We start from the raw sequence: 13,529 nt of genomic DNA, 5'->3' as shown, positions 1-13,529 counted from the left end.
GGGGACGGCGGCGAGGTGCGCCGCGTCGCCGCCCGCGGACACCCCGGGAACGGTCGTCTTGCCGAACTCGTCCACCCGAACGCACCCGTCGTCGAAGTGCTCGCAGCCCAAAGCGCGGGTGAGCGCGGTGTTCGGGGTCGTCGGCGCGCGGTGGTAGAGGGCCTGGCGCTCGAGAACGGATCCGTCGTCGAAATGCACTGTCAGCGTGGGTTGCTCACCGTCGATACGAAGCACCGGAGTCTCGACCACCCGGGCGCCCGCCTTGTCCAGCATGGCGCGTAGCGGATCAGGAATGGTGGATGGGCCATTGGTGCACACCACTACATCGTCGGAGTATCTGTCTGCGACGTAAGCACCCAGACCGGCGTCCGAGCCATTGGCGAACACGGCGATCGTGAGGCCATCGGTTTCGTATCCGTGGCAGAACGGGCAGTGGAACACCCCCGAACCCCAGCGTTCGGCCAGCCCCGGAATTCCCCAGGGGACATCGGTAACGCCGACCGCGAAGAAGAGCTTGCGGGCCTGCAGCGGCGCGCCGCCGTCGATCGTCACCTCGAAAGCGCCGTCGACCCCGCCCACCGCGCTGACCTGACCGGACACCCGCTCGACGGTGGGGTAGGCATCGATCTCGTCGCGCCCGGCAGCGAGCAGGTCGGCCGGTGCGCCCCCGTCGCGGCCGAGGTACATGTGCATCTCCGCGGCAGGCGCATTGCGCGGGCGGCCACCGTCGACCACGAGCACCGTCCTTTTCTGACGGCCGAGCACCAGCGCTGCACTGAGTCCGGCAACGCCTGCGCCCACGATGACAACGTCGTACATAACAGCGAGCTCCGATCAGCAGGCGATGGACCGCCCGCTACTATTGGAAGTGATTGTCGTTATCGACGATGGTAACCGACTCATTGCGGGTCGGACCGGTTGACCGAGAGGACCCACGTGCACGCGTATGCAGACCCGTACGCCCGATCCGCCGACCACCTCGATTTGCTCAGCGCGGGGATGTGGCAGCACCTGACGCCCGGTGTCACCGAGGCACTGGCAGGCCTCGCCGAACACAGCACCATCGTCGAACTCGGGGCAGGCACCGGACTCGGAACCGACGTCATCGCACGTGCCGCGCCGACCGCGCGCATCGTGGCGGTCGAACCGTCGAGTCACCTTCGAGCCGTCCTGCTGCACCGCGTCGCGTCCGACCCCGACCTGCGCTCGCGGGTGACGATCGAGAACCGGCCCTTCCCGGCGTCGCGACTCCCCGAAACCTTCGACGCATTCGCCGTCATGAACACGCTCGGACACCTGAACCGCGTAGCACGAGAACAGCTCTGGAAGGTGATCGCCGCAGGATTACGTCGGCAGGGGTACGCCGTGATCAACCTCCAGCAACCAACCACCTCCTCCGCCGTCCCAGAATTCGAGATGGCGCACGTGCGCGTCGGACACCGCACGTACCACGGCTCCGCGTGGGCGGAACGCATCGACGACGCGACCATGAAATGGCACATGACCTACCGGACGAGCGAGGACGGCAACGAGATCGACGCCGCAGACGTGGAATATCTCTGGAACGTAGTCGACCTCGCTGCCATCGATTCCGAACTTGCACAACACGATCTACGCGCAACTGCGGTCGGTGACGAGCAGCTGGGGATCGTTCGAATAGAACGGGGCGTTCAGCTGGGTGTCGGGTGACCCTGCCGGAGGCGCACGACCTCGGACCGAGCGAACTGCACGGCCGCGGTGTCGAGTCCTCTGGCGAGGGCGATCTGGTCGGCGAGGTCACTCGCTGCCGCGGTGACCCACTTTTCGCGGCGGACCGCAGAACGGCCGCCCTGCGCCTTGCGGAACATGCGACGGTGCTTGGCATCGCCGGTGATCGCAGCCAGTTCGTCTCCGCCCAAAACACCGTCGGCGGCTTCGGGCGCGAGGATGTCATGGAGCAGAGCGCGTTCGCGGACGACCACCATTCGGAACACCAGGATGACGATTGCAAGATAGGCGATGACGAGAATGCCTGTTACGGCGAGACTTCCCGCCGTCGACGACATCCGGAAGAGTGCGGGCTGTGAGTCCCAGATCCCGTGCAGCAGCATTGCCAGACCCATCAGAGCAAGCCCACGAAGGGCGTTACGCGGTTCGCCGCGCCGCCCGATGAGGTAGACCAGTCCCGCTCCGAAAATCGCGGAAAACGCGATGTGACCCGATAGCCCCGTGATAATTCGGACAATCGAAGTTTCGAAAGCCAAGGTGCTGGCTCCGACTCCGAAGTCTGCGCCGGCCTGGTTGAAGGCGTAGAGGAGATCTTCGGAGATTTGGAAACCGAGGCCGACGAACGCACCGACGACGAATCCGTCGAATGCAGTTCGGATCACGCGGGTGGCGAGGAACATCAACAACACCACGCCCAGGCCTTTGGAAATCTCCTCGACGAACGGCGCGGTCAGGCCGGCGCCCCAGTCTGCTGCGAAGTTCTGTCCGAACGCTTTGGCGTACAACGACATGATCGGAGTGTTGGCCCAAATTGCAATGCCCAACGTCGCTGCAGCTCCGCCCCAGAGCATAGCTGTAGCAACCAGACTGCCCGAGATCGGCGAGTAGCGGTCGATGTGCCGGGTGAACCACCACAGCACTGCGCCGTAGATCAACAGAAGCACAACCGACCCTGCGATGGCACTGCCGAACGCGTGAACCGGCGCTGCGAAAACCGTCGGAATGCTCAGCACCCCATAGGCGACCATGGCGACGTACACCCACCAGCAGAGATTACGAGGCTGGAAGAGTTGAAACTTGCGAGCGCGACCGGACATTTCGATGGCATCGAGCTGAGCATCGATAAGCTCGGCTGTGCGGCCGTCCTCGTGCACCTTGGCATGATTTCCCTGGTCCGTGGTCACTGGTTTTCCTCCGCGATGGTGATGCTTTCGATCATCTGTGCCACATCCAGTGCCGACTGCTTGTCGTGAGTCGTCGGGGACACCACGACCACCTCGACCCCCACCTCGTCCCCGACGAAAGCCGCGATCACGCCGTCGATGTTCGGGCCGTCGTAACTGGCCATCACACCGCGATGGCCGTCACTGGTGGTGACTGCTACCGTCTCGTTCTCGACCACCGGGGATTCGATCCCATAGGCGTCCTGCGTGTCGCGAATCTGATCGAGCAGTTCATCGGGCGTTCCGGAGAAGTCGGCCACTTGGAGTCCGAACGTCACACCAGCTTCGGACAAGCCCGCGCTGGACGGGTAACTGCCACCCGCCAATGGTTCGCCCTCGCGCACACCGTCGGTGATGTTCCATCCCACCGCAGGGGTGAACGCCACGCCCTTGTCGAGTGCCATCACGTCGCCGGACCGGACCGGGTCGTCGTAGTCGATCCCGTCGTCGACGAGGCTTGGTGCGAACGAAATGACTACGGCAAGTATCAGAACCGCGAGACCGGGGACGATCGTACGACGGTCGAGCCCGAATTTCCGTTGATCGGCGGGTATCCAGGACTCCGGCGGCTCGTAGGGTGGAACGGCGGAAGGCGTAGGTGCCGGGCCGTTGTCGTTGACCGAGGCGGTCGGCGACGTCGATGACAAGAGAACTCCTCGTGCAGGTGCTGAGTGGCGCAGCGCAGGGTCACGCTCGCCTGAGCTTAAACTGCGCAGTCCGTCCATGCGGGTCGAGGCGGACGGTGCTACCGGTCCATTCGACAGTCACCACCGGCGGCTGCGGTGAAGTCAGCTTCGGTCGATTCGAGATGTCGAACCCTCTGAAGAATGCACCCGGGTGGCCATCGCCCGGCACGGATGAAGCTCCGACCGGGCTTGCGTGCGTGAATCAGTGCACGTACGAAACGCACGAGCACGGAAGGGCGGTTGCCATGTCAGGTGGACTTCCAGGAGCACTCGGCAGCATCGATCGTGTTCGCGAGCTGCCCGACCGTCGTTCGATCTCCACAATCTTCGACGAACTCGACTATCAGATGGCCTGCCAAGCGTATTTGTGGGCACTGCCATTGGTGTCGTATGCACAATGGAAGAAGGTCCACTACGAGACGTTCGGTGCGACGGGATCGGACATCGTCCACTACGTCACCTACCGAGACAGGCTGGGTCTCATCACGGCGAATGCCACCACGCCCTACATCCTGAACTTCTTCGACCTGGCGGTGAGCGGCCCGCTGGTGGTCGAACTGCCACCCGGGCCGACAGCCGGAGGTCTTTCGGACTTCTGGCAACGAGAAGTCGGCGTCATGGGAGAGATGGGACCGGACAAGGGGCAAGGCGGCAGGCACATCATCGTCCCGCCGGACACTGCCGCGCCGGCAGACGTCGACGGCTTCTACGTCCACAATTCCAGCGGCATGAACATAATGTTCGGCTTCCGGACCCTCGACCCGGACCCGGTGCGCTCGCAGGCATTGGTGAACGGGGTGAAAATCTATCCGTATTCGGAGAGAGACAATCCTGCACCGACGTCGGTGGTCTCACACGAGGGCAAACCCTGGTCCGGTGACCAGCCCCGCGGAATCGAATACTGGGTCCGACTGCACGAGATCTACCAAAGCGAAGTCGTCGACGAACGGGATCGTTTCTACCTGGCCATGCTCGCTGCGCTCGGAATCGAGAAGGGCAAACCCTTCGCACCAGATGACCGAATAGCCGCCATCCTCGCGAGGGCCGCGGAGGCGGGGGAGCTGATGGCACAGGCGAACACCTTTGCCAAGCGATTCGACAATGCAGCGTACTGGCCGGATCGGCAATGGGATCTGGTGCTGGCGCTCGATAATTCCAGTCAGCGCGTGGAGCATTACGATCAGTTGCTCGAACGCGCAGCGTGGTTCTACGAAGCAGTCAGCTTCTCGGCAGCTATGAAGAGTCAAACGCCGGGAATGGGACAGGCCTATCTCGGGTGCTACACCGACTGCAAAGGGCGGTGGCTCGACGGCGGCCGGTCGTACACGCTGCACGTGCCCGCGGATCCGCCCGCGAAATTGTTCTGGTCGGTCACCGTCTACTCCATCAGCACTCGCTGCCTGATCGACAACGACCAGCAGCGCGGCGATCGGGGATCGAGAGATGCTGACCTGGCTTACAACGACGACGGTTCGGTCGACCTGCACTTCGGTCCCGACGCACCACCAGCGGGTACATCGAACTGGATACAGACGCTCCCCGAACAGCATTGGTTCACTTACCTGCGGTTCTACGGCCCGCTCGAACCCTACTTCGACCGCAGTTGGAAGATCGGCGACATCGTCGAAACCACGCCCTAAATGTCGAACAGCTCACCGACCGCACCAGCGTCGACTCCACAAGCAGGAGAACATATGTCAGAGCATCCTGACCTCGAACCTGCGGCACTCGCCTACATCTACGGTTTCCCGCTGGTGTTCGATCTCGACCAGATGAACCGCTACGTCGAAGACGGTGTCGGCGCAAACCCCGCAGCCCCGTTCAACACCTTCTCCCACGCCCGCACCCTCGCCGGACCGGCCGACACCTTCGTCACCATCAACAACGACACCGTCTACTCGATGGCCCAGATCGACCTGAGCGTCGGACCTCTCACTCTCGAGGTCCCCGACACCGACGGCCGCTACTACGTCCTCCAGTTCGTCGACGCGTGGACGAACAACTTCGCCTACGTCGGTCACCGCTCCACCGGCACCGCCGCCGGCACCTTCCTGCTGGTACCCCAGGGATGGAACGGAGTCGTACCCGACGGAACCACCACGATCGAATTCCCCACGACGGTGGCGTCGATCGTGGGGCGCTGGGCATGCACCGGCGACGACCTCGCCGCAGTCCACGCTCTGCAAGATGCCACCACCTTGACCCCGCACGACCCCGCTGCCCAGCCGACCGGGCTACCGGTACCCGAACCGGCGGTTGCACCCGAGTTGGAGTTCTACGAGAAACTCCGGCTGTGGTCTTCGGCATTTCCTCCGGCCGAACGCGATCGGGGTCTGCAGGAGTCGTTCGCGCCGTTGGGAATCACGCAGCAAGGCGACTCGCCGTACACCGATCCGACCAGCGATCTCGGCAGGACTTTGACGGCTGGTCTGACGCAGGGCAAGGCCGCGCTCGACATGGCCCTCACCTCGGGGTCGAGCCCAGAGGTGAACGGCTGGAAACTGACGTTCCACGCATTCGACTACAACCTGGACTTCTTCGAGATAGGTGCCATCGATGACGCCGAGTTCAAGATCGCAGACCCGAAATTGCGGATCGTCGAACGCGCGGCCGCCGCGAAAGGTGGCCTGTGGGGCAATCATCCGTACGAAGCGGCGTACATCATGACCTATGTCGACGACCGAGGCGAGCAGCTCGACGGCTCGAACACCTACACGCTGCATCTGGACCCGACGCCGCCCGTCGGAGCCTTCTGGTCGCTCACGATGTACTCCATTCCGGACTTCTTCCTCGTCGACAACCCGATCGACCGCTACTCCATCGGCGACCGCACCCCCGGGGTCCGCTACGCCGACGACGGATCACTCACCATCACCATCAGTCACGGGCAGCCCTCCGACGAGATTGCTGCCGCCAACTGGTTGCCCGCACCGGCAGGAGACTTCCGGCCCGTCCTGCGCATGTACGAACCCGACGCCTCCGTCCTCGATCGACGGTTCGTGGTCCCAGCACTCGTAAAGACCGATTGACCAACAGGCGTTGGGAAATCGCGGCTTCCATGGGCTGGCGCACGATCCTCCTGTTCACCGACGCGACCTGGGCGCGCGCCGCCGCTATCGTCATGGCAGCGTTGTCCATTACCGCCAATTTCCTTTGACTGCCGTACTTCCCGCTCTGGTCGAACTTGATCATCACCCTCGACCTGATCGTCATCTGGGCGGTCGTAACGTGGGACTCACAGCCCGGGCGTTAGCACCGAGTCCGTTAACACCAGTATTCGTCTGCTCGTTTGCTCGTCTGCTCGTCTGTTGATCGGTGGCTGCCAGCACACTGGTACCGGTGTAAACGCACGCTCGGACGGAGTAAAACCGACCGTTCATCCCGCTTTTCTGGCCGAACGAGGACTCGATCCCAAAACGGTTGTCTGACCTGCGGGAACGGTGCCGCTACGGTCCCCGCCGAACGGATATGTGTTCTATAGTTTCTCCTTGTACGGATCACGTTCCCGTACACCATTCCAGTCGGGGGACGGTGCCGATGCCTGCAGTCACGCCAGGCGCCATCGCGATCCATCGTGGTCGCTCCATGCCGCCGCCGTTCTCCGCCCGCTCCACCGTCGAGCGCCCCCGCCTCTACGAACTACTCGATACCGTCCTAACCGAGACCGCCGACACGCGGATAATCTCGATCACCGCACCGGCAGGATCAGGAAAAACGGTCTTGCTGTCGAGTTGGGTGCGCCGGCTGACGGCGTCCGCGCAGATGCCCGTCGCCTGGCTGACCATCGACGAGAGCGACAACGACGTGCACGTTCTGCGCGCCGCGGTCACGACCGCCCTCACCGCGTCGTCCGGCAGCCCGGCATTGGTTCAAGCGGCGCAGGAGGTACCCCTACTGGGGAGCGCTGCAGACCGCAACATCAATCCCCTCATCGGCGAGGTACTTCATACCGCGGGAGCCCTGTGCCTGGTGATCGACGATGCGCACCTGCTCCACGAGGCGGCCGCGCTCGACGAACTCGCGACCCTACTGCGATGGGCACCCCAATCGCTGCGGGTGGCGCTCGCGGGTAGATTCGAACCGCCGTTGGTGCTCACGCGGCTGAGGGTAGCGGGATCGGTCCTCGACATCACTGCCGACGAGATGGACTTCACGAAACTCGAAGCACGACAGTTGCTGTCGCGTCACGAGCTCGACACCACTGCTGATGTCTTCGACGCTGTCATGGCCAAGACCGAAGGATGGGCCGCAGGATTGGCGCTCGCCGCGCTCACCGCAGTGCGCAGCACCGATCCCGCGGGCACCCTTGCTCGTTTCGGCGGCACCGACCGAGCGATGTCGGACTATCTGGTCGACGAATTCATCACCTCGCTTCCTCCTGCCACCAAACGAGTACTGATCACCACGGCCATCCCGGACACGGTGACCGCCGCGCAGGCGCTGTACCTGACCGACTCCACGCAGGCACTCGTCATCCTGGAAGCGTTGACGCACAGCAATTTTCTCATCACCAGGACCCAGGCCGGTACGCAAACCTTCTACAGCTACCACCCAATGATGCGCGCGTACCTACGTGCCGAAGCCCAGAGATACAATCCAGAAATCATCGGTGACGTCCGCCGCCGTACTGCACTGTGGTACTCGAACGATCGGCGCTTCTCCAACGCGCTCACCCATGCTGTCGAGAGCGGTGACAGCGACACCGTGAATACGGTAATCGAATCCGCTGCTATTCACCTCGTGCTCGGAGACCATCACCCGCAAGCGATCCCGGACCTCCTCGACCTCCTCGACCGAGCACCCCCGGCATCGCGATCACGCACCGCGACCCGATTGGTGATCGCATCGCTCGAGCTCGAGCAGGGCCTGCTCGCGCCCGCAGCCATCACACTCGGGGCAATCGATCACGAGCGCAGCGCAGCTACCGACCTCGACGCGGCACTGACAGCGATCGTTCGCGCTCAGATCTCGCTGCGTACTGACCCGGAAGCGGCGGGGGCAGCGCTCACCGATCTTCACGAGCTCGAGGCTTCGGACCGCATTGGTGACCACCCCCAGATCAACTCCGCGATCGCTCTGCATCAGGCCGCGCTCGCGCTCTCCGTCGGCGAGCTCGACCACGCCGCGCGAGCGGTGGAACAAGCCCACGCCCATGCGGCCGCCGCCGCCCGTTCACCGGCGCTGCAGCAGCACTGCCTCGGTGCCCGAAACGTGCTGGCCCTGTTTACGGGGCAACTGGCATCAGTGAGCGAGACCGCCGACGCCACAGCGCAGCTGTTTCGGACCCACTCACTCGACGCCGCCGATACCGTGCACCTGACGCAAGCGAATGCCGCGTATGCAGCATCACTTCGCTGCGTGCCCGCGCCGACGAACGGTGAACCGCCCTGGTCGGCGCTGACCGGCTCCGCGGTTCCAGCCCTCGGGGAAACGGCGCGTGTGCTTCTCGGTTTGACCGACACCACCGCCCCCGGACACCTCGTGGCCGACAGGCTACGGCCCCGCCACACCGCCGACCGGGACCCTCTCGCGCCGCACATGCGTGCGCTGATCTCACCGGACATTCAACACAAGTTCCTCCTCGCGGGAAACGCTGCCGATGCCGCGGCCTACGCCGCGTACGTACGCCGTGCACTCGGAGATACCGCCGAGCACGCAGTGCTCGTCGCGATGGTCGAGCGGTTCCAAGGCCGCCGCGCGGCGGCGCATACCGCCCTCGCTCCCGTCCTCGACGGCACGATCACCGCGCTGCATCCATTGACCCCGATCTGGGCCTGGCTCGAAGAGACGGCCCTGACCGCCGACCGCGCCGCACCCACCGCATACGCCGCGCTCACGCGCGCACTCGACTGCGCTGCCCCAGAGACGGTGCTCCGACCGTTCCGCTACACCCCGGACGCCGTCCGCGCAATTCTGGGCCGCAATCGCGGGCGCTTCGGCTCGCTCGAACCATTCGCCCAACGTGTGTATGACGCAGTGAAACCCGACCGCGACACCACCACGGTGCGATTGAGCCCCCGCGAAATGGACCTTCTCCACGAGTTGCCGTCGTTTCGCACCACCGAAAGTATCGCCGCCGATCAATTCATCTCCATCAACACCGTCAAAACGCATCTGCGGGGCATCTATCGCAAACTCGGTGTCACCAATCGCCGGGACGCCATCACTGCCGCCGAGAAACTCGGGCTTCTCTGACAGCGCTCACTGTATCGCTCTCATACCCTGCGGATGAGGACGCGATTTCGCCGAGGCGTCAGAGTGTGCGGACACGCTGCCCACGTTCTTTGCGGTGACTCCTGAAAGGGGGCGATCATGGCCGTACCCAGGCGAACTCCGCCGATGCGCTACGAATTCCTGGTCAGCGGCGAACTCACCGACCGTGCACTGGCGTCGTTCCCCGAATTCACTCTTTCCCCGAGCCAACACGCGTACACCGCGCTCTACGGACCGGTTGCCGATGACACCCAACTACGCGGAGTGCTCGCACTATTCGACACCCTAGGTCTGACGGTCGTCGAAATGCGCCGTCTCCCGGACTGAACCGGGCGGCGATCCGGGGCACGCGGCCCTCACCCGCAACTGATGATGCAGCGCCTACGAGGTGCTTCTAGCGTCGATTTCGGTCAGCAGCTCAGCTGATCGCACACCACGCATCACAGCTACCACTCGGAGGATGACATGGCCGGTACCTTGACCGTCTGGAAATTTCCCACTGCCACCGGTGCTCAGACCGCGGTCGACACCCTCAGAGACCTGCAGAAGCAGGAACTGGTCACTGTTCACGACGGTGCGGTCGTCTCTTGGCCGGACGGTGCCAAGAAGCCGAAAACGCAGCAACTGAACGACCTCACCGGGGCAGGCGCCCTGGGTGGCGCATTCTGGGGACTGCTGTTCGGTCTGCTGTTCTTCATCCCGCTCCTCGGTGCCGCCATCGGTGCCGGCGTGGGCGCGCTCTCCGGATCGCTCGCCGACGTCGGAATCGACGACGATTTCATCGCGTCGATCAAGGACAAAGTCACCCCCGGAACCTCGGCGCTGTTCGTACTCACCTCCGACGCGACGCCAGACCGCGTGCACGAGGCGTTCGCCGGTCAATCCGCAGAACTGATCTCCACCAACCTCTCGCACGACGAGGAAGCGAAACTACGAGCGGTGTTCGCGGACTGAGATTCCGAAATCGGAAGGCAACGACCATAGACGGGAGGCGACGTGATGGGCACAGTCCTCGGAGACCTACTACCCCTGGCCATCGGTGTGGCCGTGTCCCCGGTGCCCATCATCGCCGCGATCTTGATGCTCCTCGGCACACGCGCCGGAAGCACCAGCATCGGGTTCGCAGCCGGCTGGATCGTGGGAATCGTCGCGGCCACAACGATATTCGTCCTGCTGGGTGGAGTGGCCGGTGGATCCGGCGACGAGCCGTCGTCGGCGTCGTCGTGGATCAAACTCGTCCTCGGTGTCCTGCTGTTGCTGGTCGGGCTGCGGCAGTGGCGAGGCCGCGGCGGTGAACACACCGCACCGAAGTGGATGACCGCGATCGACGACATGACCGCCGGCAAAGCCCTCGCCATCGGATTCGCACTCGCTGCGATCAACCCCAAGAACCTCCTGATGTGCATCGCCGCCGGCGTCACCATCGGATCAGTCGACCTCAGTGGGGGTCAGAGCATCATCGCCGTAGCGGTGTTCTCCATCCTTGCCGCCTCGACCGTAGCGGTACCGGTGATCGCCTACCAGGTTGCAGCGCAGCGGTTGTCGGCGCCGCTCGCTTCGCTCAAGGAGTGGCTCCAGGCCAACAACACCGCCGTGATGAGTGTCCTGATCCTTGTGATTGCAGTGGTGTTGATCGGCAAAGGCATGGGCGGATTGTTCTAGGCGCCAGGCGGCGCCAAGCCGTCGAAGGAGGAGGACATGGGGTCGCTGATCTTGTCCCTGATTCCGGTCTCGCTGGGCATCGTGATGAGCCCACTGGCCGTGATTGCAGTCGTCGCCGTCCTGTTCTCCCAGCACGCCCGCCAGAACAGTGTTGCGTTCCTTGTCGGCTGAATTCGTCGGCATCGTCGTCACACTCGGTGGCTCGTACGCGATCCTGACCGCGTTGCAAGTCCACGAGAAGCGCACACCGCCGTTGTGGATCCCGTTCCTGAACATCGTGATCGGCTTGGTTCTAATCGCAGGCGCTTGGTTCGTCCACACCCGCGAACGCGCCCATCTGCGGGCGATGAGCCACGCCAGCGGGCCGAGCGACATCGCCGACGCGGCCCCGCAGCTGCCGAAAATGCTGCAGTCCGTCGAACAGTTCAGCGTCCCGAGGTCGGCGCTGCTCGGGTTCGCACTGTTCGTACTCAACCCGGTCGACGTCTCGTGCGCCCTCGCCGCCGCACTCACCCTACGTATCGATACCGCCTCTCCCACAGAACAAGCGGTCGCCGCCCTCGTCTTCGTCCTGATAGGTGCCTCGTCGGTCATCGGACCGGTCGCGATGCTGTTGATCCGCCGAGAGAAGGCTGCGGGCCCGCTCGGTGCGCTACGAAATTGGATCGCAACCAACACCAAACTGCTCAACATCGGGCTTCTTCTGTTCATCGCCGCCATGCAGATCAGCAAAGGGGTTCAAGGCCTATGAGTCAGCGACCCTGGCGTAACTCGCTGTTCACCTCGCTGGCCGGGTACCAGATCGGGTACCTGCGCCCCGACCTCGTCGCGGGGCTCACAGTGTGGGCGGTGCTCGTACCCGAAGCGCTGGCGTACGCCACCATCGCCGGCGTCCCGCCAGTCGTCGGTCTCTACGCCGCCGTCCCGGCCCTGATTCTCTATGCCGCCGCGGGGAGTTCGCGGCACCTCGTCGTCGGACCGATGTCGGCCACCGCAGCGCTCTCGGCGGCGATAATCGCCCCCCTCGCTGCAGGGGACAGCACCCGCGCGGTCGCACTGACGACCGTGCTCGCCCTCGCCACCGGAATCATGGGGCTTCTCGCAGGGCTTGTGCGCCTCGGGTTCGTCGCCTCCTTCATCTCCGAACCCGTACTCAAAGGGTTCATCATCGGACTCGCCCTGACCATCATCGTCGGGCAGGTTCCGAAGCTTTTGGGCATCGAAAAAGGCGGCGGCAATTTCTTCGAACAATCGTGGTCGGTGATGCGCGACCTCGGCCAGGCCGACGCTCTGACGGCCCTGATCGGCGGCCTGACCCTCGCGGCGGTGCTGTGTGTAAAACGGTGGATACCGCTGGTCCCAGGTTCGCTGCTGGTCGTACTCGTCAGCATTGCCGCAGTGGCGCTGTTCGACCTGGCGGAAAGGGGCGTCGAGATCGTCGGGCACATCGACGCCGGTCTGCCGGCAATCGGACTGCCGACGGCAATCGGGGTTTCCGATTACCTCGACCTTGTCGGCCCCGCAGTGGGAGTGCTTCTGATCGGATTCGCGGAAGGGCTCGGAGCTGCCAAGACGTATGCGGCCAAAGCCGGGTATACCGTCGATCCCAATCGCGAGCTGCTCGGGCTGGGTGCGGCGAACGTCGGATCCGGCCTGTGCTCCGGCATGGTCGTCAACGGGTCTCTGTCCAAGACCGCCGTCAACGGGGCCGCCGGCGCGAAATCTCAGCTCAGTGGACTGGTCGTCGCGGCATTGACGGTGATCACCCTGCTGTTCCTGACGGGATTGTTCGAGCAACTCCCCGAAGCGACGCTTGCCGGGGTGGTGATCGCAGCCGTCATCGAACTGGTCGACACCGCAGCGCTCGTCCGGCTGTACCGGGTGTGGAGCAGTCGACTTGCCGACATCTACGGAGTAGCAGCCCGCGCCGACTTCCTTGCAGCGCTCGCTGCGATGCTCGGCGTGTTGATCTTCGATACGCTGCCGGGCTTGGTCATCGGTATCGGCGTCTCGATGATTCTATTGCTCTACCGTGTAT

Annotated in this window: 13 protein-coding genes and 1 pseudogene; 11 read left to right on the top strand and 3 right to left on the bottom strand. The window is 63.9% G+C overall.

The window, feature by feature from the left end:
* The coding region (locus WBQ44_RS17980) for an NAD(P)/FAD-dependent oxidoreductase (RefSeq protein ID WP_495568033.1) at window positions 1-819 on the bottom strand (819 nt) is incomplete at its 3' end.
* 117 nt (window positions 820-936) lie between these two features.
* On the opposite strand from WBQ44_RS17980, the gene WBQ44_RS17975 reads away from it, so the two are divergent.
* Window positions 937-1,689 carry a class I SAM-dependent methyltransferase gene (locus tag WBQ44_RS17975; RefSeq protein WP_495568032.1) on the top strand — a complete coding sequence of 251 codons (753 nt, stop codon included), beginning with the start codon at window positions 937-939 and terminating at the stop codon, window positions 1,687-1,689.
* Here the strand turns inward: WBQ44_RS17975 and WBQ44_RS17970 are convergent.
* The gene (locus WBQ44_RS17970) at window positions 1,671-2,891 is read right to left on the bottom strand and encodes a PrsW family intramembrane metalloprotease (RefSeq protein WP_495568031.1); all 1,221 of its coding nucleotides are present in this window, start codon (window positions 2,889-2,891) and stop codon (window positions 1,671-1,673) included. The genes WBQ44_RS17975 and WBQ44_RS17970 overlap by 19 nt on opposite strands.
* A complete protein-coding gene (locus WBQ44_RS17965; protein WP_495568030.1) occupies window positions 2,888-3,577 on the bottom strand; it encodes a hypothetical protein in 690 nt (229 codons plus the stop codon). The genes WBQ44_RS17970 and WBQ44_RS17965 overlap by 4 nt, the downstream gene beginning before the upstream one ends.
* Before the next feature lie 284 nt (window positions 3,578-3,861).
* On the opposite strand from WBQ44_RS17965, the gene WBQ44_RS17960 reads away from it, so the two are divergent.
* From WBQ44_RS17960 to WBQ44_RS17915, 10 genes and pseudogenes are all read left to right on the top strand, one after another.
* On the top strand, window positions 3,862-5,256 hold the full coding sequence (locus WBQ44_RS17960) for a DUF1254 domain-containing protein (RefSeq protein ID WP_495568029.1): 1,395 nt from the start codon (window positions 3,862-3,864) through the stop codon (window positions 5,254-5,256).
* 54 nt (window positions 5,257-5,310) lie between these two features.
* Window positions 5,311-6,645, top strand: coding sequence for a DUF1254 domain-containing protein (locus WBQ44_RS17955; protein WP_495568028.1), 1,335 nt, complete (start codon window positions 5,311-5,313; stop codon window positions 6,643-6,645).
* A 50-nt stretch (window positions 6,646-6,695) separates the two neighbouring features.
* Window positions 6,696-6,869 (top strand): annotated as a pseudogene (locus tag WBQ44_RS17950) (DUF7144 family membrane protein); the annotation flags it as partial.
* Window positions 6,870-7,153: 284 nt separating this feature from the next.
* Entirely contained in the window at window positions 7,154-9,811 is a 2,658-nt protein-coding gene (locus WBQ44_RS17945; RefSeq protein ID WP_495568027.1) for a winged helix-turn-helix domain-containing protein, read from the top strand.
* 117 nt (window positions 9,812-9,928) lie between these two features.
* Window positions 9,929-10,156, top strand: coding sequence for a DUF8691 family protein (locus WBQ44_RS17940; protein ID WP_495568026.1), 228 nt, complete (start codon window positions 9,929-9,931; stop codon window positions 10,154-10,156).
* Window positions 10,157-10,294: 138 nt separating this feature from the next.
* The gene (locus tag WBQ44_RS17935) at window positions 10,295-10,783 is read left to right on the top strand and encodes a DUF1269 domain-containing protein (RefSeq protein ID WP_495568025.1); all 489 of its coding nucleotides are present in this window, start codon (window positions 10,295-10,297) and stop codon (window positions 10,781-10,783) included.
* 45 nt (window positions 10,784-10,828) lie between these two features.
* Window positions 10,829-11,491, top strand: a complete 663-nt coding sequence (locus WBQ44_RS17930) for a GAP family protein (RefSeq protein WP_495568034.1) — start codon at window positions 10,829-10,831, stop codon at window positions 11,489-11,491.
* A 36-nt stretch (window positions 11,492-11,527) separates the two neighbouring features.
* A complete protein-coding gene (locus tag WBQ44_RS17925; RefSeq protein WP_495568024.1) occupies window positions 11,528-11,662 on the top strand; it encodes a hypothetical protein in 135 nt (44 codons plus the stop codon).
* The gene (locus tag WBQ44_RS17920; protein ID WP_495568023.1) at window positions 11,652-12,242 is read left to right on the top strand and encodes a GAP family protein; all 591 of its coding nucleotides are present in this window, start codon (window positions 11,652-11,654) and stop codon (window positions 12,240-12,242) included. Before WBQ44_RS17925 ends, WBQ44_RS17920 begins: the two co-directional genes overlap by 11 nt.
* Window positions 12,239-13,529: SulP family inorganic anion transporter (locus WBQ44_RS17915; RefSeq protein WP_495568022.1), on the top strand; the 1,291-nt coding region annotated here is incomplete at its 3' end. The genes WBQ44_RS17920 and WBQ44_RS17915, both read left to right, overlap by 4 nt.

Source organism: Rhodococcus sp. (in: high G+C Gram-positive bacteria), assembly GCF_049591685.1.
Classification (GTDB): Bacteria; Actinomycetota; Actinomycetes; order Mycobacteriales; family Mycobacteriaceae; genus Rhodococcoides.
This window is presented reverse-complemented; position numbering and strand designations above follow the sequence as displayed.

Coding starts and splice junctions, on each gene's coding strand:
- WBQ44_RS17960 (WP_495568029.1), top strand. CDS start 3,862: ATGTCAGGTGGACTTCCAGGAGCACTCGGCAGCATCGATCGTGTTCGC.
- WBQ44_RS17955 (WP_495568028.1), top strand. CDS start 5,311: ATGTCAGAGCATCCTGACCTCGAACCTGCGGCACTCGCCTACATCTAC.
- WBQ44_RS17945 (WP_495568027.1), top strand. CDS start 7,154: ATGCCTGCAGTCACGCCAGGCGCCATCGCGATCCATCGTGGTCGCTCC.
- WBQ44_RS17940 (WP_495568026.1), top strand. CDS start 9,929: ATGGCCGTACCCAGGCGAACTCCGCCGATGCGCTACGAATTCCTGGTC.
- WBQ44_RS17935 (WP_495568025.1), top strand. CDS start 10,295: ATGGCCGGTACCTTGACCGTCTGGAAATTTCCCACTGCCACCGGTGCT.
- WBQ44_RS17930 (WP_495568034.1), top strand. CDS start 10,829: ATGGGCACAGTCCTCGGAGACCTACTACCCCTGGCCATCGGTGTGGCC.
- WBQ44_RS17925 (WP_495568024.1), top strand. CDS start 11,528: ATGGGGTCGCTGATCTTGTCCCTGATTCCGGTCTCGCTGGGCATCGTG.